Annotated in this window: 18 protein-coding genes; 15 read left to right on the plus strand and 3 right to left on the minus strand. The window is 56.4% G+C overall.

Annotated elements, in window-relative coordinates; translation table 11 throughout:
• Positions 1–37 precede the first annotated feature (37 nt).
• The 11 genes from ACFPDR_RS08440 (at position 38) to ACFPDR_RS08490 (ending at position 12,346) form a co-directional block, all read left to right on the plus strand.
• A complete protein-coding gene (locus ACFPDR_RS08440; protein ID WP_302356827.1) occupies positions 38–1,240 on the plus strand; it encodes a 1-deoxy-D-xylulose-5-phosphate reductoisomerase in 1,203 nt (400 codons plus the stop codon).
• A gap of 11 nt (positions 1,241–1,251) precedes the next feature.
• Positions 1,252–2,574, plus strand: a complete 1,323-nt coding sequence (rseP, locus tag ACFPDR_RS08445) for an RIP metalloprotease RseP (protein WP_115633732.1) — start codon at positions 1,252–1,254, stop codon at positions 2,572–2,574.
• A gap of 52 nt (positions 2,575–2,626) precedes the next feature.
• The gene (bamA, locus tag ACFPDR_RS08450) at positions 2,627–4,969 is read left to right on the plus strand and encodes an outer membrane protein assembly factor BamA (protein ID WP_088450081.1); all 2,343 of its coding nucleotides are present in this window, start codon (positions 2,627–2,629) and stop codon (positions 4,967–4,969) included.
• A gap of 61 nt (positions 4,970–5,030) precedes the next feature.
• A complete protein-coding gene (locus tag ACFPDR_RS08455; protein ID WP_003799754.1) occupies positions 5,031–5,585 on the plus strand; it encodes an OmpH family outer membrane protein in 555 nt (184 codons plus the stop codon).
• 6 nt (positions 5,586–5,591) lie between these two features.
• Positions 5,592–6,725, plus strand: a complete 1,134-nt coding sequence (gene lpxD / locus ACFPDR_RS08460) for a UDP-3-O-(3-hydroxymyristoyl)glucosamine N-acyltransferase (protein WP_247966787.1) — start codon at positions 5,592–5,594, stop codon at positions 6,723–6,725.
• A 12-nt stretch (positions 6,726–6,737) separates the two neighbouring features.
• Entirely contained in the window at positions 6,738–7,193 is a 456-nt protein-coding gene (fabZ, locus tag ACFPDR_RS08465) for a 3-hydroxyacyl-ACP dehydratase FabZ (RefSeq protein WP_003799758.1), read from the plus strand.
• Positions 7,194–7,196: 3 nt separating this feature from the next.
• Positions 7,197–7,985, plus strand: a complete 789-nt coding sequence (gene lpxA, locus ACFPDR_RS08470; protein ID WP_203144562.1) for an acyl-ACP--UDP-N-acetylglucosamine O-acyltransferase — start codon at positions 7,197–7,199, stop codon at positions 7,983–7,985.
• A 77-nt stretch (positions 7,986–8,062) separates the two neighbouring features.
• Positions 8,063–9,244 carry a lipid-A-disaccharide synthase gene (lpxB, locus tag ACFPDR_RS08475; RefSeq protein ID WP_060185108.1) on the plus strand — a complete coding sequence of 394 codons (1,182 nt, stop codon included), beginning with the start codon at positions 8,063–8,065 and terminating at the stop codon, positions 9,242–9,244.
• Positions 9,241–9,846 carry a ribonuclease HII gene (rnhB, locus tag ACFPDR_RS08480; protein WP_137430328.1) on the plus strand — a complete coding sequence of 202 codons (606 nt, stop codon included), beginning with the start codon at positions 9,241–9,243 and terminating at the stop codon, positions 9,844–9,846. Before lpxB ends, rnhB begins: the two co-directional genes overlap by 4 nt.
• A 10-nt stretch (positions 9,847–9,856) precedes the next feature.
• On the plus strand, positions 9,857–10,639 hold the full coding sequence (locus tag ACFPDR_RS08485; protein WP_060185106.1) for a TrmH family RNA methyltransferase: 783 nt from the start codon (positions 9,857–9,859) through the stop codon (positions 10,637–10,639).
• Between the two features lie 258 nt (positions 10,640–10,897).
• On the plus strand, positions 10,898–12,346 hold the full coding sequence (locus ACFPDR_RS08490) for an amidase (protein WP_203144564.1): 1,449 nt from the start codon (positions 10,898–10,900) through the stop codon (positions 12,344–12,346).
• Between the two features lie 199 nt (positions 12,347–12,545).
• Here the strand turns inward: ACFPDR_RS08490 and ACFPDR_RS08495 are convergent, their stop codons facing one another.
• Complete coding sequence (locus ACFPDR_RS08495) at positions 12,546–13,379, minus strand: pyruvate, water dikinase regulatory protein (RefSeq protein ID WP_035271714.1); 834 nt, start codon at positions 13,377–13,379, stop codon at positions 12,546–12,548.
• Positions 13,380–13,548: 169 nt separating this feature from the next.
• Between ACFPDR_RS08495 and ppsA the strand changes: the two genes are divergently transcribed.
• Entirely contained in the window at positions 13,549–15,915 is a 2,367-nt protein-coding gene (gene ppsA / locus ACFPDR_RS08500; RefSeq protein WP_021446560.1) for a phosphoenolpyruvate synthase, read from the plus strand.
• Between the two features lie 490 nt (positions 15,916–16,405).
• Here ppsA and ACFPDR_RS08505 read toward each other — a convergent pair whose 3' ends face one another.
• Positions 16,406–17,047 carry a TetR/AcrR family transcriptional regulator gene (locus tag ACFPDR_RS08505; protein WP_226349376.1) on the minus strand — a complete coding sequence of 214 codons (642 nt, stop codon included), beginning with the start codon at positions 17,045–17,047 and terminating at the stop codon, positions 16,406–16,408.
• A 341-nt stretch (positions 17,048–17,388) separates the two neighbouring features.
• Between ACFPDR_RS08505 and ACFPDR_RS08510 the strand changes: the two genes are divergently transcribed.
• Positions 17,389–18,699 (plus strand): NAD(P)/FAD-dependent oxidoreductase, encoded by a 1,311-nt coding sequence (locus ACFPDR_RS08510; protein WP_009454122.1) that lies wholly within the window; start codon positions 17,389–17,391, stop codon positions 18,697–18,699.
• Between the two features lie 32 nt (positions 18,700–18,731).
• Here ACFPDR_RS08510 and smpB read toward each other — a convergent pair whose 3' ends face one another.
• Complete coding sequence (gene smpB, locus ACFPDR_RS08515) at positions 18,732–19,196, minus strand: SsrA-binding protein SmpB (protein WP_003799781.1); 465 nt, start codon at positions 19,194–19,196, stop codon at positions 18,732–18,734.
• A 59-nt stretch (positions 19,197–19,255) separates the two neighbouring features.
• On the opposite strand from smpB, the gene ACFPDR_RS08520 reads away from it, so the two are divergent.
• Entirely contained in the window at positions 19,256–19,690 is a 435-nt protein-coding gene (locus ACFPDR_RS08520) for a type II toxin-antitoxin system RatA family toxin (RefSeq protein WP_009454121.1), read from the plus strand.
• Entirely contained in the window at positions 19,683–20,036 is a 354-nt protein-coding gene (locus tag ACFPDR_RS08525) for an RnfH family protein (protein WP_060185103.1), read from the plus strand. The genes ACFPDR_RS08520 and ACFPDR_RS08525 overlap by 8 nt, the downstream gene beginning before the upstream one ends.
• Positions 20,037–20,091 lie beyond the last annotated feature (55 nt).

Consider the following 20,091-nt stretch of genomic DNA (forward strand, 5'->3'; position numbering starts at 1 on the left):
TGCGTGGATTCAAAGTGTTTGCGTCAAGGAAGAACTCATGAGTTTCCAGCATGTTTGTGTGTTAGGAGCCACTGGCTCTATTGGTATCAGCACACTGGATGTGATTGCTCGTCATCCCGATCGGATGGCGGTTTATGCCGTGAGCGGCCACACTCGTATGGAGCTGTTGGCCGAGCAAGCTCGTGACAGCGCAGCCCGTGTTGTCCTCGTGCCGGATGAAGCCGCGCGTAGCCGCTTTCTGGCCGCGTGGCAGGGCGGTGCCTTGCCGGAGATTCGGGTAGGTGCTCAGGCGCTGGCCGACACGGCTGCCGATCCGCAAGTCACTACCGTCATGGCCGCGATTATCGGCGCCGCAGGTTTGCCCTCGGCCCTGGCCGCTGCACGTGCCGGCAAGCGTGTGCTGCTGGCTAATAAAGAAGCGCTGGTTGCTGCGGGTCGTATCTTCATGCAAGCCGTGCAAGAGGGCGGGGCGCAGTTGATGCCCATTGACTCTGAGCACAGCGCCATCTACCAATGCCTGGCGGGTGAGCTGCCGCCGGAACCTGGTCAGCCAGTTGCGGCTCTGCGCCGTCTTTTGGTAACCGCTTCCGGCGGACCTTTCCGCTCGCGCCACCTGTCCGAGCTGGAGGGAGTCACCCCCGAGCAGGCCTGCGCGCATCCTAACTGGAGCATGGGCCGCAAAATTTCGGTGGACTCGGCCACCATGCTGAATAAAGGTCTGGAAGTCATCGAGGCGCATTGGCTGTTTTCAGTGCCTGTTGACCAGATTGATGTGGTGGTGCATCCGCAAAGCGTGATTCACTCCATGGTCGAGTACATAGACGGTTCCGTCATGGCGCAATTGGGTCAGCCTGACATGCGTACGGCGATTGCCTACGGTCTGGGCTTTCCGGAGCGTTTGTATAGCGGCGTAGGCTTGCTGGATCTGGCCACAATGGGACGTCTGGATTTTGAGCAGCCTGATTTTCTGCGTTTCCCCTGTCTGCGACTGGCCTATGATGCCTTGCGCAGCAGTCAGGCCGCCTGCGTGACCTTGAACGCCGCCAATGAAATCGCCGTAGACCGCTTCCTGGAACGGCAGATTGGCTATACTCAGATTCCGGCTGTGATCGAGCATTGTCTGGACAAGCTCAATGGCCGTGCCAGCCAGGCCTTGGATGCTCTGGACGGGGTTTTGGAGCTCGATAGCGAAACCCGTTCGCTGGCGCTGGATTACTGCCGAAGCTCTGCGCGTATTTAACAGGAATTAACATGCTCTTTACCGTGCTGGCTTTCTTGGTAGCGTTGGGCGTGCTGGTGACCTTTCACGAGCTGGGCCACTACTGGGTGGCCCGTCGTTGCGGGGTGCGGGTAGAGCGGTTTTCGATTGGTTTTGGCAAGGTGCTGTACCGCCGTTTTGACAAGAATGGTACCGAATGGGCCGTCTCGGCCTTGCCCTTGGGCGGCTACGTCGCCATGCAGAATGATCCGCCTGCTCATGCCACGCAGGCCCAGATCGACGAATCTTTCAACCACAAACCCCTGCGACAACGCGCCGCGATTGTGCTGGCCGGCCCGATGGCCAACCTGATTCTGGCCGTGGTGATCTATGCCTTTGTGGGTTTGCTGGGTACTCAAGAACCTATTGCGCAAATTGGCCCCGTTCCAGAAGGGACACCCGCCGCACAAGCTGGTTTCGAGGCTGGAGATCGCCTGATCTCTGTCGATGGCAAGCCGGTGGACTCCTGGTTGCAGGCGCGTTGGGCCTTTATGGACGCCTTGTCCTCGGGCGGTGAGCTGGAAGTGGGCGTCAAGGACACGCTTGGACAGGAACAAAATCGTTACTTGAGATTACCGGCGGGCGAGATTTTGCCAGACGGGCAGGACTTGATGGCCCAGGCAGGATTGGTACTGCGTCCGGCGCGATCCATCGTCCAAGAGGTGTTTAAAGATACGGCAGCCGAACAGGCAGGCCTGCGGGAGGATGACCTTATTGTCCGGCTGGATGATTTGATCGAGCCCGATATCACGGCTTTCGTTCAAAAGGTGCAACAATCCGCAGGCAAGACACTGGAGCTTGACGTGCTGCGGGACGGCGAAATTCAACGCCTGCTCCTCACTCCTGAAGGTGATGCCAATGCGCAGGGGCGTATCGGTGCAAAAGTGGCTATGGATATGCCCATGACACTGGTGCGTTATGGGCCGATCGAGAGCGTGGAACGCGGATTTACCCGTACCGGGCAGACCTTCTGGTTCTCTTTGAAGATGATCGGGCGCATGATTACGGGGGAAGTCTCTGTACGTAATGTCAGCGGGCCGGTTACTATTGCGGATTATGCGGGCCAGACAGCACGTATTGGCTTGATCGCCTACCTGAATTTCCTGGCCCTGATCAGTATTAGCATCGGTTTACTGAATTTGTTACCCGTACCTATGTTGGACGGGGGGCATCTACTGTACTATGCCATCGAAGCTGTGCGCGGCAAGCCCGCTTCGGAGCGTATGATGCTTATCGGTCAGCGCCTGGGCCTGGCCTTGTTGGCCCTGCTGATGAGTATTGCTTTTTTTAATGACATCACCCGCCTTTTCAGTTGAGGGCGGGTGGCATACAATTTCCAACCATTTGACCGACCAAGGATTGTCCAGGATGTCGTTTAGCCGGAAACCTACTTTTGCGTTGCGTGTTCTGCCCGTATTGGTGGCAAGTCTGCTTGCTCCCGCCTTGGCGAATGCATTTGCACCGTTTGTCGTGCGCGATATTCAAGTCAACGGCATCCAGCGGGTCGACCCCGGCGCCGTGTTCTCGTCCCTGCCTGTCAAGGTCGGTGAGTCCTTCTCGGAAGAGCAGGCCGCAGACGCGATTCAGCGTTTGTACGCCACGGGCTTTTTCAGCGACGTGCAAATTGACACCAGCACCAACGTGCTGATCGTCAACGTCAAAGAGCGTCCAACCATCGCGTCGGTGTCCTTTAATGGCATGCGCGAGTTCGATGCGAAGAATATTACCAACTCCCTGGCTCAGGTAGGCTTTGGAGAAGGCCGGGTTTTTGACCGTTCCATGCTGGAACGGGCCGAATTCGAGCTGAAACAACAATACTTGTCCAAGGGCAAGTACGGTGTGGAAATCACACCTATCATCACGCCTTTGCCACGTAACCGCGTCGGTGTCAGCTTTGACATTTTTGAAGGCGGTCTGGCCAAGATCAAGGAAATCCGCATCGTCGGTACGGAAGCCGTCTCGCAAGGTGACTTGCTCGATCAGATGGAGTTGACGACTTCGGGCATGATGACCTGGTACACCGGTACCGATAAATACTCCCGCGAGAAGCTGGAAGGCGATATGGAGCGCATCCGCTCCTACTACCTGAACCGCGGCTTTCTGGAGTACTCCGCCGAGGCACCTCAGGTTTCGATTTCCCCGGACCGCAAAGATATTTTCATCACCTTGACCATCCACGAAGGCCAGCCTTACAAGCTGAGCAGTGTCAAGCTGGCGGGTGATCTGCTGGGTCTGGAGGACAAGATCCAGCCTCTGGTCCAGCAGAAAGAAGGCGAGGTCTTCTCCTCGGACAAAACCAGCGCCACTGTGAAATCGATTACCGAGTACTTGGGCGGCCTGGGTTATGCGTTTGCCAATGCCAATCCGAATCCGGTTCTGGATCGCGAAAATCACACAGCTGACTTGACCTTCTACGTCGATCCCGGTCGTCGCGTGTATGTGCGTCGTATCGAGGTAGGCGGAAACGTCCGTACTCGTGATGAAGTGGTACGCCGTGAAATGCGTCAGCAAGAAGCGGCCTGGTATGACTCGGACGCCATCAAGTTCTCGCGTGACCGTATTGACCGTCTGGGCTACTTCAATGAAGTGGACGTGAACACCAAACCTGTGCCCGGTTCGCCTGACCAGGTCGACGTAAACGTGGACGTGAAAGAAAAGCCCACCGGCTTGGTTAACCTGGGTATTGGTTACGGCTCCACTGACAAGTTGATGTTGTCGGCAGGTATCAGCCAGGACAACATCTTCGGTAGTGGTAATAGTCTGTCCTTGCAGGTCAATACCAGTAAGGTGAACCGTGCGGCGGTGATCAGCCACACCAATCCTTTCTGGACTGGCGACGGCATCAGCAAAACCACCTCGATTTACTACCGTCGTACCACGCCTTACCAGTCCAATGATGGTTGGGGTGATTACCAGAACACCGCCATCGGTGCCGGCTTGAACTTCGGTGTGCCAATCTCCGAGTTCGACCGTGTGTTCATGGGCGTGAACTTCGAGCACAACAAGCTCTCTCGCCTCAGCCCCCAGTACACGCCACGTGCCTACCAGGATTACGTGAATGAGTACGGTGAAGGCACAAATACCTTTATTTTCAACCTGGGTTGGTCTAAGGACACCCGTGACAGCGCAATTGCTCCCAACAAGGGCAGCTTGACCAGCCTGTCGGCGGATATGGGGACGATGGACCTGCGCTACTACATGCTGCGCGCCAGCCACCAGCATTACATTCCCTTGGGCCGTGCCTACACGCTGGCTCTGAATGGTGCCATTGATTATGGTCGCAGCATTGGTGGCAAGAGCTTCCCGGTTATCAAGAACGTCTATGCCGGTGGTATCGGTTCGGTACGTGGCTATGAAGGCGCATCCTTGGGTGGTCGCGATACCTTGACGGGTGACTACCTGGGTGGTTCGCGTCGAATGATCGCCAACGCCCAGCTGTACCTGCCATTCCCCGGTGCCTCACGTGACCGCACGTTGCGTTGGTTCGTCTTTGCCGATGCCGGCAAAGTGGACAACACCAGCGGTGGTTGCCCAATGGGTCGCCCTGATCGTCTGTCGGAAGACCCATGCGGTTGGAAGTACGCTGCTGGTCTGGGCTTGTCGTGGGAATCCCCACTCGGTCCTCTGCAGTTGTCCTACGGTCGCGCCTTGCGCGCCAAGGAAGGTGACGACAAACAAGCCTTCCAGTTCCAGATTGGTACCGCTTTCTGATGTTCGTGTTTAGTGGCACAATTGCACTATTCTGCAGCCTAATTAGCAAGGTAGATTTTTCATGAAGTCAAACATCGCATTAAAACTTACAAACATCGCCCGCAGCTTGTCGCGTGGCAATAAAGCGCTCGTTCTGGCTGCCGCGCTGGGTGTCGGCGCCATGACCGCTGCACCTGTTGTTCAGGCACAGACCAAAATCGGTTTTGTCAGCACAGAGCGTATCTTGCGTGATTCCAAGCCCGCCAAAGCTGCCCAGACCAAAATCGAAGCAGAATTCAAGCGTCGCGACGAAGAACTGGAGCGCATGGCCAACAACCTGCGTTCGCAAGCTCAGAAGTTCGACAAGGACGCTCCTGTGCTGTCCGAGTCCGACCGTGTGAAGCGTCAGCGTCAGCTGGCTGATCTGGATTCCGACTTGCAGCGCAAGCGTCGCGAATTCCAGGAAGACTTCAACCGTCGCCGCAACGAAGAGTTCTCGGCCATTGTTGAGCAGGCTGATGCCGCCATCAAGCGTATTGCTGACTCCCAAGGCTACGACCTGATCATTCAGGACGCCGTTACGGTTAGCCCACGTGTGGACATCACCGAGGAAGTTCTGAAAGCACTGGGCGGTTGATGCACTATGCCGGTATTGCTGAACGTTGATCAGGCTGTACAGCTGTCTGAACTCATAGACGCCATCAACAAGACCGGACTGGATTGCAAGCTGCCAGAAGGCATTAAAGAGCCTATGCCCCGGATTCGGGGCCTAGGCTCTTTGCTTTCTGCGGGCCCGGAGGAAATCAGCTTTCTGTCCAATCCCAAGATGCAGGATCTGCTGGAGCAGACCTCTGCTGCGGTGGTGATTCTGACACCACAAGTCTATGAAGGTCTGGGCTTTGCACCGTCTTTTATCCCGGTTTTGTGCTCGCAACCTTATCTGATGTACGCGCTGCTGGCGCAACGTTTTGATCAGGTACGCATGGCGGATTTGCCCCAGGGCATTCATCCCAGTGCGGTGATTGATGCCAGCGCTGAGTTGGGCGAAGGTGTGTCGGTCGGGCCATTCTGTGTGATCGAGGCCGGTGTCAAGATCGGACGGGGCACCCGTTTGGGCGCGCATTGCGTAATTGGCGCAGGCTCCACCTTGGGTCAGGACTGCTTGCTGCACGCACGCGTCACTCTTTACCATCAGGTGCATATTGGTGCACGCGCCATTCTGCATTCGGGTGTGGTGCTGGGCGCGGATGGTTTTGGCTTCGCACCGGATCCCGTGAAAGGGAAGGGGGCGTGGGCCAAGATCGCGCAGATCGGTCATGTACGTATTGGTGACGATGTTGAAATCGGTGCCAATACGACGGTGGACCGTGGCGCACTGGACGACACGGTGCTGGCCAACGGCGTCAAGCTGGATAACCAGATCATGATCGGTCATAACGTGCAGGTCGGTGAACATACCGCCATGGCGGCGTGTGTGGGGGTGGCCGGCTCTACCCAGATTGGGGCACGTTGTACGATTGCCGGGGCAGCGATGCTCTCGGGACACCTGGTTCTGGGGGATGACGTGCACGTCTCTGGCGGTACGGCTGTTACCTCCAACATCAGCCAGCCCGGACGTTATACCGGGGTTTATCCCTTTGCAGGACACCAGGACTGGCAGAAAAATGCTGCCGTGTTGGGACAATTGAGCGGTTTGCGCCGTCGCCTGCGTTCTTTGGAACGTCAGCAGGCGGATGGAGCGAATGAATCATCTGAACATATCAATAAACAAAAATAAGCAGGACAGGACATGGAACTCGACATTCGACAAATTATGGATCGCCTCCCTCATCGTTACCCGATGCTGCTGGTCGATCGCGTCTTGGAACTGGTGCCCGGCAAGAGCATCGTCGCCATTAAAAACGTGTCGATGAATGAACCCTTTTTTACAGGTCACTTTCCGCACATGCCGGTTATGCCTGGGGTCTTGATCATTGAAGCCATGGCTCAGGCAGCCGCACTGTTCTCTTTTACCGATCCCGAGGATCCGTACGCCAAAGTGGACAACAAACTGGCCTATTACCTGGTCGGTGTGGATGGCGCGCGTTTCCGCAAGCCCGTGATGCCAGGCGATCAGTTGCGTCTGGAAGTGACGGCTGACCGCATCAGCCGCGCTTTGTGCAAGTACACAGGCCGCGCCCTGGTCGATGGCCAAGTGGTTGCCGAAGCCAAAATTATGTGTGCTATCCGTCAATTGGAAGAATAGTTTATGCGTATTCATGAAACGGCCATCATCGAAGCAGGCGCTCAGCTTGCAGATGATGTCGAGGTCGGGCCTTACAGCATTATCGGGCCCAATGTCACGATAGGGGCGGGCACCAAAGTGGGCCCTCACTGCGTGATAGATGGCGTGACCACGATTGGTCGCAACAACCATTTCTACCGTTTCTGCTCCATCGGGGGCATGCCGCAGGACAAGAAGTACGCTGGAGAACCGACTCGCCTGGAAATCGGCGATGGCAATATGGTTCGTGAATACGTCACCATCAACACCGGCACGGTGCAGGATGTGGGCGTGACCCGTGTTGGCAATGACAACTGGATCATGGCTTACACCCACATTGCTCACGATTGCCAGATTGGCAATCACACGATTATTGCCAATAGCGTCCAGCTGGGCGGCCACGTACATATTGGCGATTGGGCCATTCTGGGCGGTTTGACTGCCGTGCACCAGTTCGGTCGTATCGGTGCGCACAGCATGATTGGTGGTACCAGCTCGGTGCGTCAGGATATTCCTCCTTACGTCATCGGTGCAGGCGATCCTTTCCGTCCTGTCGGTGTCAATAGTGAAGGCTTGGGCCGTCGCAACTTTTCGGCTGAAGCGATTTCGGCGGTGAAGGAAAGCTACAAGCTGCTGTATCGTCGCAAGCTGACGGTGGAGCAGGCGGTAGAGCACATGCAAGCCTTGCAGGAAACGCAGCCTGACTGCCGTGCCGCGGTTCAGGTCATGATCGACTTCTTGAATGACTCCAGCCGGGGTATTTGCCGACCATGAGCAGCGCCTCCAGCCCATTAGCGGCACGTTCAGACGGGTCGGGGCAAACAGGGGCCAAGCGGGATCTGCGTATAGGAATGGTGGCCGGGGAGCCGTCTGGCGATTTACTGGCGGCTCGCATCATTCAAGGGCTGCGCCAGGGCAATCCTGGCGTGCAGGTAGAAGGCATAGGTGGCCCCGAGATGGCCGCCCAGCAATTCCACCAATACTATCCCATGGATGCCTTGACGGTATTTGGTTACGTCGAGGCGCTCAAACGTATTCCGGGTCTGGTCTCCACCTATTTGGGCATGCGCAATCAATGGTTGCGGCAACGTCCCGATGTGTTTGTGGGCATTGACGCCCCGGACTTCAATCTGCGCCTGGAGCATCGTTTGCGGCAGGCTGGTGTGCCTACGGTGCACTTTGTAGGGCCCTCGATCTGGGCCTGGCGCTACGAGCGTATCCACAAAATCCGCGAAGCGGTTTCCCATATGCTGGTGCTGTTTCCTTTCGAGACGGAGATCTATGAAAAGGAAGGCATTCCGGTGACCTATGTGGGCCATCCCTTGGCAGCGAATATCCCTTTGCAGCCGGACAAGGCCGACGCTCGTCGTCGCCTGGGTTTGCCCGAGACGGGTCGTATTCTGGGCGTGTTGCCTGGCAGCCGCTCCTCCGAGGTCAAGATGCTGTCGCCGCGCTTCTTGCAGGCCGTACAGATTTTGCAGGACCAGGACCCGGATCTGATGATTCTGGTGCCCATGGTCAATCCCAAGCGCCGTCAGGAATTTGAAGAGGCTCTGGTTCAGCATCCTATCCGTAACTTGCACATTATTGATGCCAACACAGCGGGTATTCGTCAGCCGGATTCGGAAGGAGTGGTCCGTCCACCCGCCTGGACGGTGATGGAGGCCAGCGACGCGGTGCTGGTGGCCAGCGGTACCGCCAGCCTGGAAACGGCCTTGTACAAGCGTCCTATGGTTATTTCGTATGTGCTCAGCCCCATGATGGAGCGCATCATACGTTGGAAGTCCGGCCAGGACAGGCCGTATGTGCCTTGGGTGGGCTTGCCTAATGTGCTGGCTCGCGATTTTGTCGTGCCCGAGCTGCTGCAAGAAGATGCCGAACCTCAGAAGCTGGCGCAGGAGTGCTGGAAAGCCTTGAGCGATCAGGAGTATGTGGCTCATATCGAGCAGGTCTTTACCGAGATGCATTTAACCTTGCGTCGGGATACCCCCGCCTTGGCGGCCGAGGTCATTTTGAATATGGCGCGTGCATGAAGCAGCTGGATTTATTAGTCAGTGAGGTCTCGGCAGGTTTGGTGGCGGGGCTGGATGAAGCAGGGCGTGGTCCCTTGGCCGGTCCCGTTTTTGCCGCTGCCGTTATTCTGGACCCGAACAATCCCATTGAAGGCCTGAACGACTCCAAGAAGCTGACCGCCAAGCGACGTGAAGCCCTGGCTGTGTTGATCAAGGAAAGAGCCTTAGCCTGGGAAATTGCCAGCGCTAGTGTGGCAGAAATTGATGACATCAATATCTTGCACGCGGCCATGTTGGCGATGCAACGAGCCTGTAATGGCCTGAGCGTCAAACCCGAACAAGCCTTGGTGGATGGCAATCGCATTCCAGGCGGCCTGTGTTGCCCCGCAGAAGCCATCATCAAGGGTGACGCCAGCCATGCCGCCATTGCGGCCGCATCGATTTTGGCCAAAACAGCGCGGGATGCGGTCTGCCTGGAATTGCACCGAGACTATCCCGAATACGGTTTCGACCAGCATAAAGGCTACGGGACGGCCTTGCATTTGGATCGTTTGTCCCAGCACGGGCCTTGTCCCGAGCATCGTCGAAGTTTCGCGCCGGTACGCGCATCTTTAGTTAGGTAAGTTCAAGACAATGAGGCTGATTGAATCCAAAGATAATGCGCTGTTCAAACGAGTACAGCGCTTGGCTCACGATAAACGCGAGCTGGACGGGGGCGATCAACTGATTTGGTTGGAAGGCATTCATCTGTGCCAAATGTGGCTGGAACGCCGTGGTTTGCCGGAACTGGCTGTTTTCGAGATGGACCGCCACTCCGACGAGCTGCTGGAACTGGCGCGTTTCTTGCCAGGCCATAGCAGCGTCACCTTCAATGCCACTTTGATGAATGCAGTCTCCCAGGTCGGCCAGGGGCAGGGCATAGGCTTTATTGTCCGCGTGCCTCGTGGACAGACCTGGACGGCTCCCACGAAACGCGCCATCTTGCTGGATCAGGTTCAAGATCCGGGCAATGTAGGCACGGTGCTGCGCACCGCCGTGGCGGTGGGCCTGGAAGCGGTGTATCTGACACCGGGCTGTGCCAGCGTCTGGTCGCAGAAAGTGCTGCGTAGTGCGCAGGGCGCTCATTTCTCCATTCAAATCCATGAGCAGGTCGATGGAGTAGCATTGCTTGAACAAGCGGCCTTGCCGGTGCTGGTGACCTCTCTGGGCCCGAATACCCAGGATCTGTACGAGTCCAGCCTGCCAGACCAAGGGATTTGGGTTTTTGGTAATGAGGGCCAAGGTGTCAGCCCGGCCTTGCTGGCCAAGGCGAATCAACGCTTGTTCATTCCCCAGGCGCCCGGTGTTGAGTCCTTGAACGTGGCCATTGCCACCGCACTGTGCCTGTACGAGCAACGTCGTCAGCATAGCCGCTAGTTCCAGCGGCTTTATTGCACAGCATCACGCAGAGTTAGCCTGTATGCGCTAATTCTGTCTTGATCTAGCACTTGTCTCCACTTGTAAAATCAAGTAAATCATCTAGTAAGGCGCCTGCTTATCGGTACGCTAACACGGAGTGCCTGGGGCAGTAGACGCTTGTCTGCTAGCGGCTCGTGCAGAGTCGTCTTTCCCTCCCTTTATCGCTGCATCGTTGTATCCGGCTGGATTCCTAATCTTTTTCAGATGAGGTCAACAATGAAACTTAGCGAATACGCGACCTATGATGCCCTGGCTCTGGCTGAGCTGGTCGCCAAGAAACAAATCAGTGTTCAAGAATTAAGCCAAGTTGGCAAAAAAGCCGTCGACACCTTGAACAGTAAAATTAATGCGGTTGTAGAGAGCTGGGACGGGGAAGTTGATCCCCATGCCGACCGGGACTCCGTACTCTACGGCGTCCCGTTTTTGATTAAAGATTTGGCGATCACCATGAAGGGCAAGCGCTACGAGTTGGGCAGCAAGCTGGCGCAAGATATGGTGATGGATGCAGACAGCACCTTGATGAGCCTCTACAAGGAGGCGGGACTGGTTACGCTGGGGCGCACGACCACCTCGGAGTTCGCCATCAGTACTACGACGGAGGCGCGCTGCGTAGGCCCTACGCTGAACCCCTGGAACCCGGCTTTTAATGCTGGCGGCTCTACAGGCGGTTCGGCCGCTGCAGTGGCGGCAGGGATGGTGCCGGTGGCGCATGCAACCGACGGCGGCGGTTCTATTCGTGTTCCTGCAGCAGTGAACGGCCTGTTTGGTTTGAAGCCCACTCGGGGGCGCGTCTCCAGCGGTCCTCAGCAAGATGAAGTGTGGAGTGGTCTGCTGGCCCACCTGGGTGTCAGCCGCAGTGTGCGAGACAGTGCGGCCTTGCTGGATGCGATTAGTCGCCCCGGTATCGGCGAGCCCTATTACACCGCGGCGCCCCCGCAGAGCTTTTTATCGGCCGTCAAGAAGAATCCGGGTTCCTTGCGTATCGGCTTGATGATGGACCCGCCCAGCGGCGATAAAACCCAATCTGCCATAGCGGCCAAGGCGATTGATATGGCCTCGGTGTTGGAGTCCTTGGGCCATCAGGTGGAGCCCCTGGTGTTTGACTCCGGCGTCAGTTGGGAGGCTTTTGTGCACGCCAATGCTCAGTTCTGGAACGTGAATACGGCTGCATGGATAGACAGCATTGCCGCGGCGACAGGACGACCGGTGAACGAGGAGTATCTGGAACAGGCCACGCTGGCGGCCTACGCCTACGGCAAGAAGATTAGCGGGATTGATATTCTGGGGGCGATTGCCGTGCGCAATACAGTCTCACGGAATTTAGGGGCGTATTTCCAGAAGTACGATGTGCTGATGACACCCACCGTGCCTACGCTGCCCATGAAGGTGGGCGAGTACAACAAGGTACAGGATCAGGTGGATGGCCTGGGCTGGATTGCCCATGTCTTCCGGCAAGCGCCTTTTGCTGCTTTGGCCAATATCAGCGGTTCGCCCTCCATGTCCGTGCCTGCTGGGCAGGATGTGGCCACCTCTTTACCCATAGGGATGATGTTTACAGCCGGCTATGGCCAGGAATGCCTTTTGTTCGGGCTGGCTGGGCAATTGGAGCAAGCCTTGCCTTGGGCCGATCAGCACCCGCAGGTTTGGGTGGGCAAGCTGGACTAAGAGGGGGCAACAATAATGGATGCAAACCGGTATAGGCAAACCGACACCCGTAGAGGCGCAAGCGGATGCGCAGCAGACCTGATACCGTACCCGCGGCAAACAAAAAGGCCTGAGCCAGGTATCACACCGGGTCCAGGCCTTGATGTTGAGGCTGTCCGAATACGCCCGAAGGGGGGCGCTTGGACCAGGGGTTCAATCCTTAGTAGGAGCGGCGGTCCAAACCGACATCATCCAGAATCTTGGTGGAGATTTCCTCAATGGATTTGGTGGTGGTGGACAGCCAAGGAATGCCTTCCATACGCATCAGGCGCTCGGCTTCGGCCACTTCCATGCGGCACTGTTCGATGGTGGCGTATTTGCTACCTGGACGGCGTTCATTACGCACTTCGGACAGGCGGTCTGGATGAATGGACAGGCCAAAAATCTTTTTCCGGTAAGGAGCCAGCGTGGCGGGCAGGGTACCGCGCTGGAAGTCTTCGGGAATGATGGGGTAGTTGGCGGCCTTGACGGCATACTGCATTGCCAAGTACAAGCTGGTAGGCGTTTTTCCGCAGCGGGACACACCCACCAGAATCACGTCGGCTTGTTCCAGACCATTCACGTACTGACCATCGTCGTGCGCCAGGCTGAAGTTGATGGCCTCGATGCGGCTGTTGTAGCGCTTGGACATGCCACCGGAGTGCGAACGGCCCACGGAACGGCTGGATTTCACCCCCAGGGCGCGTTCAATGTGTCGTACAAAGGCACCAAACAAGTCCAGGAAGGTGCAATTGGCTGCGCCAATGATGTGCGCCATCTTGGGGTCAACCAGGGTGCTGAAGACCAGAGGCTGCTGGCCCTGTTCCTGCGCGCATTGGTTGATGCGATCAGCAACAGACTGGGCTTTCTCGATGGTATCGATGAAGGGGATCCGGATGGCCTGAAATTCGAATTGAGCGAATTGCGACAGGACGGAGTTGCTGAAAGTTTCGGCGGTAATGCCCGTGCTGTCGGAAACGACAAAGACGGTACGCTCAATAGGAGAAGAAGACATGGAATAAGTCGTGCACAATGCTCGGGAAACGGTACAATTTGCAAGATTACCATTTACCGCTCGAATCGGGGGATGGAAAGGCAGGTTTGCTTAGGACAGATCACACAGACAGCGCTGCTGGGATCACTGCCTTAAGCAAACACGCTTTTTTTTCTATTCAAGGTGACTTATGTCTTACGTAATTGGTTTCGACAAGCTCCGCATGACGGACGTCGACACAGTGGGCGGTAAAAACGCTTCGCTGGGTGAAATGATCAGCCAGCTGGCTGATGCCGGTGTGCGCGTGCCAGGTGGTTTTGCCACAACAGCCGAAGCATTCCGCGTTTTCCTGAAAAACAAGGATCTGGACAAGCGCATTCAGCAGCGTCTGGACGCGCTGGACGCCGACGACGTGCGTGAACTGGCTGCTGCCGGTGCCGAAATCCGTCAGTGGATCATCGACACTCCGTTCCCAGCCGAGTTTGAACAAGCCGTACGTGACGCGTTTGCTGAGCTGGACGCCGATGGCAAAGGTTCCTTTGCCGTGCGTTCTTCCGCAACCGCCGAAGACTTGCCTGACGCTTCCTTTGCCGGTCAGCAAGAAACCTACTTGAACGTGGTGGGCATTGACGAGGTGCTGAGCAAGATTCACCACGTGTTTGCTTCCCTGTACAACGACCGCGCAATTTCCTACCGTGTGCACAAGGGCTACGCCCACGCTGAAGTGGCTCTGTCCGCTGGTATCCAGCGTATGGTGCGCTCCGACAAGGGCAGCGCCGGCGTGATGTTCACCCTGGACACCGAATCGGGCTTCAAGGACGTGGTGTTCCTGACCTCCTCCTACGGCCTGGGCGAAACCGTGGTGCAAGGTTCGGTCAATCCGGACGAGTTCTACGTTTACAAGCCAACGCTGGCTTCCGGTCACTACCCCATCATCAGCCGCCGTATCGGCTCCAAGCTGATCAAGATGGAGTTTGACGAAGGTCGTACCACCGATCACGCTGTACGTACCGTGGACGTGCCTGTGTCCGAGCGCAATCGTTACTCCCTGAGCGACGAAGAAGTGATCGAACTGGCTCGCTACGCCACCATTATTGAAAAACACTACCAGCGTCCCATGGACATTGAGTGGGGTCGTGATGGTATCGACGGCAAGATCTACATTCTGCAAGCCCGTCCTGAGACGGTTAAGTCCCAGCAAGGCAGCAACGATGTGCAAGAGCGTTACCGCCTGAAAGCCACCGGCGACGTGCTGGTCACAGGCCGTGCCATTGGCCAGAAGATCGGTTCGGGCAAAGTCCGTATTGTGGCGGATGCCTCCGAGATGGATCTGGTCAAACCCGGCGACGTGCTGGTGACCGACATGACGGACCCTAACTGGGAACCCATCATGAAGCTGGCTTCGGCTATTGTCACCAACCGTGGCGGCCGTACCTGCCACGCGGCGATTATTGCTCGCGAACTGGGCATCCCTGCCGTGGTCGGTTGCAACAACGCCACAGACGTGCTGAAAGAAGGCCAGGAAGTGACGGTATCGTGTGCTGAAGGCGACGAAGGCCGTATTTACGACGGTCTGCTGGAAACCGAGATCGAAGAAGTCAGCTGGGGCCAAATGCCCGAGATCGGCCTGAAAGTCATGATGAACGTGGGTAACCCACAACTGGCTTTCGACTTCTCGCAAATCCCGAACGATGGTGTGGGTCTGGCCCGTCTGGAATTCATCATCAACAACAACATCGCGATTCACCCCAAAGCCGTTCTGGACTACCCCAATGTGGATAGCGACCTGAAAAAGGCGGTGGAATCGGCGGCTCGTGGCTACGCCAGCCCACGTGCTTTCTTCGTGGAAAAACTGGCTGAAGGTATTGCGACTCTGGCCGCTTCCTTCTACCCCAAGCCCGTCATTGTGCGTTTGTCGGACTTCAAGTCCAACGAATACCGCAAACTGGTGGGTGGTTCGCGTTACGAGCCCGAGGAAGAGAACCCAATGCTGGGCTTCCGCGGTGTGGCTCGCTACCTGTCCGAAGACTTCGCAGAATGCTTCAAGATGGAATGCGAAGCCCTGAAGAAAGTGCGCGACGAAATGGGTCTGACCAACGTCGAAATCATGGTGCCATTCGTGCGTACCCTGGGTCAGGCAGAGCGTGTGGTTGAGCTGCTGGCTTCCCACGGTCTGGCTCGTGGCGAAAACGGCCTGCGCCTGATCATGATGTGCGAAGTGCCTTCCAACGCTATTTTGGCCGAGAAGTTCCTGCAGTACTTTGACGGCTTCTCCATCGGTTCCAACGACATGACTCAGCTGACCCTGGGTCTGGATCGTGACTCCGGTATGGAACTGTTGGCTGCTGACTTCGACGAGCGCGACGAAGCCGTGAAGTTCATGTTGAGCCGTGCCATCAAGGCATGTCTGGCACAAAACAAATACGTCGGTATTTGTGGCCAAGGCCCTAGCGACCACCCCGATCTGGCCAAGTGGCTGAGCGAAGAAGGCATTATTTCGCTGTCGCTGAACCCTGACACGGTTGTGGACACCTGGCAGCGTCTGGCCAAGGCCTAAGACCAAGACCTAAGCCACTGCCAGGGAAACGTCTCTGGCAGTACGCTGGTCAAGCCAGTCAAAACTCAACACCCCGACATGGAGCTTCCATGTCGGGGTGTTGTCGTTTTCGGGCGCATCTTTTGCCTGCGCTTCTGTTCTGGCTCTTGCCCGTGCTCAGGCGATTTCGTTTTGTGGTTCTTTTAGCCTGATAGTGCGACTATGTTGCCGTATTGGCAGGCTGGAGTCGGTGTGCGAGCTTGTACAGGTATCGCCGAGTGCTCGTGGTGTAGGGCAGGGAGAAGCACAGGTTCAATCCTGACGATCGGCACCGATCAGGGGCAGGGAGCTGGTGAAAGGTAGTGATGGGGAAAAGGGAATCGTCGTCACCGCCCTGGATCGGGCGGCATGGATTCAGATTGTCTTGAAGGGTTCGCTGTCAGCTGTAGAGCATAAAAGCCGGGAACCGTAGGAAGATGGCAATCAGCGCTTGCCGCCGATTGATACAGCCTTAGTTTGCTGTGTCGTTTTGATAAACGTGCAAGAACATATCCAGAATATGTTCGGTTTCGCTTTGAATGTGTTCTTCGCTCCAGGGTTCCATAGCACCCATTAGCAGGAGAATAATTTCGCCTTCGCTCAGGCAGCGGAAGTGTTCCACCATCAATGCCGGGTCCAGCTTGCGCAAGGTGCCGCGTTCGATGTGGCGGGCAAAAAAGCACTTTACGCCGTCCCAGATCTGGTCATCCAGCATCTCCATGAAACGCTTGCCGATATCGCTGTGGCCACCTACAGAGACGACGATACGCAACAATTGGGCGGTTTGCTTGGAGTAAAGATTGCGCAGCATGGGCAGCAAAAAGCGCTTCAGTTCTTCGCGAATATCGCCTTCGCAGTCCAGCTTGGTCAAGACCTGTTCGGTAAATTCCTGGGCGCCTGTCAGCAGGACAGCCAGCAAGAGGTCTTCTTTGGAGGGGAAGTAGTTGTAGAGTGTGCCCTTGGAGCCGCCTGCCAATGCAGCGATTTGGGACATGGATGTGGCCTCAAAACCATTCTCGCGAAAAACCTCGGAAGCCACTTCCAGGATTTTGTCGCGGCGTTCGCGCCCTTTTCGAGTCGCGCGTTGGGATTTTCGGGGAACATCGTCGTGCATAATGGCAGGCAAAAAATAAGTGAATAGGACAAAGTCAGCATCATACCGTATCAATAGCTGCTGTGCTGCTGCTCTATTTCGATCGTTAAGGGGAAGCAAGACCAAACCCCTTGATTTTACGACATGCACTGCTGCTGGACCTATTTGTTTGCGCCGGTCTTTGATCTAAGGCCTATTAAAGCGCAAAAGAGCCACATATTCGGGTGGTAGCACAGGCGGGCGCTTCTGGGCGCGCCTGGCGGCGTCTACAGATCGCTATAGTCCTTATCTGTTTTGATTTAAAGTATAAGGTGGCGGTTCTGATACTCTCTTTGCTCAAGACAAGTCCCAAGGAGTTCTGGATGTCTACTACGCAGTCGTATCAAGTGGTGATCGTGGGGGGCGGGGCAGGTGGCCTGGAGCTGGCTGCCAAATTAGGACGTCAGTTCGGGCGTCAGCATATCTTTCTGGTCGACAAAGACAGTGACCATATCTGGAAACCGTCCTTGCACGAGGTGGCCGCCGGCACCTTGGATATTCACCGCGAAGGGCTGTCATATTTCATGCTGGCACGAGACTGTGGTTTCACTTTTATTCAAGGTGAAATGACCGGTATAGATCGCGAGCAGCGCAGCATTACGCTGGCTCCTGTCCTGGGGCCCGATCATGAAGAAGTCTTTCCGGAACGCAGCCTGTCCTATGGCACCCTGGTGATGGCCGTGGGCAGCAAATCCAATTTTTTCAATACGCCTGGTACCCATGAACACGCACTGGCCTTGGACTCGACCCATCAGGCAGAGCGTTTCCGTTTGAAATTGCTCAATGAACTGATCAGTGTGACACGCCGCGCGCAGCGTGAACCGGGGGCACCGCTGTACATCAATATTGTCGGGGGCGGGGCAACGGGGGTGGAACTGGCTGCCGAGTTGCTGGAAGCCCGTGCCGATTTAAGCATTTACAGCATTCCGGGCAGCAGTTCGGACCGCGAAGTGCGCATTACCTTGCTGGAAGGCGCCGATCGCATTCTGTCTGCTCTGCCGCCCAAGCTGTCCGCTACCGCTCAAAGTCTGCTAGAGCAGCGTGGCGTAGCGGTACGGACCTCGGTGCGGGTCAGCCGTCTGGCGGCGGATCATATCGAGGACGCGAACGGCGGCCAATATCCCAACGATTTGTGCGTTTGGGCGGCGGGGATTGAAGCCCCTGCCTTTTTGGGGCAGTTGGGTTTGCCCGTCAACCGCATCAATCAGCTGGTGCTGGATTCCTGTCTGTCCACGCCCGACCCTTATATCTGGGCCTTGGGCGACTGCGCACAAGTGCCCTGGGACAAGGAAGGTCAGTTCCTGCCTGCACGTGCCCAGGTCGCGCACCAGCAAGCCAGTTACTTGCGCAAACGTCTGGCCGCTCGCATCCAGGGCAAGCCTGTGGATGAAGCACCCTTTGTCTATAAGGATTACGGCTCGCTGGTTTCCGTGGGCCACAGCCGTGGGGTAGGGAGCCTGATGGGGGTCTTGTCCGGCAAGAGCTGGTTTGTGGAAGGTTTGCTGGCTCGCATCATGTACATGAGTCTGCACCTGATGCACCACATGGCGATTTTAGGGGTTGCGCGAACGGCAACCTTGGCTTTGGGCCGCTTGCTCAGCAAACGGGCCGCCCCTCGTGTTAAATTACATTGAGATTTGGAACAAAACGGGCTTTTTAGCCCGTTTTATTCATTCGTCTTACGGCGGGTGTCGTGTTTCATCAAGCGTTCTTGTTCGCGCTTCCAGTCTTTGTCGCGGGAAACATCACGTTTATCGTGCAGTTTTTTACCGCGTCCCAGACCGAAGTCCAGCTTGATACGACCTTTCTTGTAGTGGAGGTTCAGGGGAACCAGGGCGTAACCACGTTGTTCAACCTTGCCGATCAGCTTGCTGATTTCTTCGGCTTTGAGCAGCAGTTTACGTGTACGAGTGGCATCGGGCCGGATATGAGTGGACGCTGTCGGCAAAGCGCTGACGTGCATCCCTAAAATAAACAGCTCGCCCTCGCGTACGATGACATAGCTTTCTTTGAGCTGAACATGCCCAGCTCGGATCGCCTTGACCTCCCAACCCTCCAAGACCAGACCGGCCTCAAAGCGCTCTTCGATAAAATATTCGTGGGTAGCCTTGCGATTATCAACAATACTCATGAATTAATTGCCAACCATAGATTGTAAAATCAGAACATTCTATCTATTAACCAGACCTGATGCATACAGTAAAACGCTCCGTCCTCCTTCCTTATAGCTGCGAACAGATGTTTGACCTGGTTGCAGAGGTGGAAAAATACCCTGAATTCATGCCGTGGTGTGGTGGCGCCAGTGTCAACCAGCGCGACGAAAAGGGGATGGAAGCCTCGGTTACCATCAGCATTGCGGGTATTCGTCAAACCTTCACCACACGTAACGAACACGATTATCCCAATCGTATTGTCTTGCGCCTGGTCAAAGGGCCATTCTCGGCCTTGACGGGGGATTGGCAGTTTACTCCTTTGGGCGAAGACGGTTGCAAGATCGTCTTCACCATGGAGTACGAGTTCTCCAGCCGCGCGCTGGAAATGGTGGTCGGTCCCATCTTTAACCGCGTTGCCAACAGCTTTATCGATTCCTTCACCCGCCGCGCCCAAGAGGTCTACGGTGACTGAATTATCCGTCAGCGTGATTGTCGCTACCCAGGCGCAGGTCTGGAAAGCCGCCCTGCGTTTGCCTGCGGGCAGTTGTGTACGTGATGCCCTGTTAAAAGCTGGCATTGCCGAAGGCCTGCGTGAATGCGGCTTGCCGACGCTGGACGATGAACAGGGCCTGGACGGGCTGCACGTCGGTGTCTACGGCCAGCGCTGCCAGCTGGACCAACTCTTGCAGGATCAGGACCGGGTAGAAGTCTATCGCGAGCTGGTCTTTGACCCCATGGATTCCCGCCGTCGCCGTTATGCGCACAAGCTGGCCGCCCGCGCTGCCGCCAGACCCCGCCGCAAACCCGCCCGCGCCTAGTTCGTCTGCGCCTGATCATCAGGCTGCTACTTTCAGCTAGACTGTCGCCTCCTGC

The sequence above is a fragment of the Alcaligenes sp. GCM10023179 genome (assembly GCF_042653705.1).
GTDB classification, from domain to species: Bacteria; Pseudomonadota; Gammaproteobacteria; order Burkholderiales; family Burkholderiaceae_B; genus Alcaligenes; species Alcaligenes phenolicus.